The organism is Mesorhizobium sp. M0106 (assembly GCF_040322715.1).
Taxonomy (GTDB): domain Bacteria; phylum Pseudomonadota; class Alphaproteobacteria; order Rhizobiales; family Rhizobiaceae; genus Mesorhizobium.
Genome location: NZ_JAMYUA010000124.1, coordinates 1 through 1153, shown reverse-complemented (window position 1 = coordinate 1153; position 1153 = coordinate 1). Strand labels below are relative to the sequence as shown.

1 protein-coding gene is annotated in these 1153 nt (G+C 64.1%); it reads left to right on the top strand.

All coding sequences use genetic code 11. From position 1 onward, the window contains the following. The first annotated feature begins 73 nt into the window (after positions 1-73). Positions 74-1153, top strand: coding sequence for an IS630 family transposase (locus NKJ55_RS35375; protein WP_352453923.1), 1080 nt, complete (start codon positions 74-76; stop codon positions 1151-1153).

Sequence of the window (1153 nt, the reverse complement as noted above, 5' to 3'; positions counted from 1 at the left end):
GCTAGTGGAATGAATGTGACGGTCGAGTCCGAATGTGGATTCCCGTCGGCGGTTTTGCGTGCGAGTCTTGAGGATGCGCACCGGGATCGTTGTCACAGTGACCGCCGCGGACCGTGACCGGCTGGAAGCCATTGTTGCGGACCGCAACAGCCCTCAGAAGCACGTCTGGCGCGCCAGGATCGTGCTGGCCACAGCGGATGGGCTCGGCACGATGGCGATCATGCAGAACACGGCGATGAGCAAGACGGCGGTCTGGCGTTGGCAGGAGCGGTTTTGCGAGGAAGGCGTCGATGGCCTTCTGCGCGACAAGACCCGGCCCTCGCGCGTCAAGCCCTTTGGGCCGGAAGTGGCCGGACGGATCGTCGCCCTGACGCTGGCCGAACCGCCGGGCGAGACGACCCATTGGACCGGCCGCGCGATGGCGAAGGCCGCAGGCGTGAGCCTTTCCTACGTCCAGCGCGTCTGGCGCTCGCACGGGCTTCAGCCGCACCGCATCCGAACCTTCAAGCTCTCCAACGACCCGCAGTTTGCGGCGAAGGTGCGCGACATCGTTGGACTCTACGTCGACCCGCCGGCCCATGCCGTGGTCCTGTCGATCGACGAGAAGAGCCAAATCCAGGCGCTGGATCGCACCCAGCCGGGATTGCCCATGAAGAAAGGCCGCGCCGGCACCATGACCCACGATTACAAGCGGCACGGAACCACTACCCTCTTTGCAGCTCTCGACGTGCTGGAGGGCAAGGTGATCGGCCGGTGCATGCAGCGCCATCGCCATCAGGAATTCATCCGCTTCCTCAACGCCATCGAAAAAGCCGTGCCGGCGAAGAAAGCCGTCCACGTCATCCTCGACAATTATGCAGCCCACAAACACCCGAAGGTGATCGCCTGGCTTTCCCGTCATCCCCGCGTCACCTTCCACTTCACGCCGACCAGCGCCTCATGGCTGAACGCGGTGGAGGGGTTCTTCGCCGCGCTGACCAAGCGACGCCTCAGACGCGGCGCCTTCGTCGGCGTCGTCGATCTGCAGGCCGCCATCAACCGATACCTCGCCGACCACAACACCGACCCCAAACCCTTCCGCTGGAAAGCCGACCCCGACAAAATCATCGCAGCCGCAAGCCGAGGGCACCAGACGTTGGATTCAATCCACTAG

Coding starts and splice junctions, on each gene's coding strand:
- NKJ55_RS35375 (WP_352453923.1), top strand. CDS start 74: ATGCGCACCGGGATCGTTGTCACAGTGACCGCCGCGGACCGTGACCGG.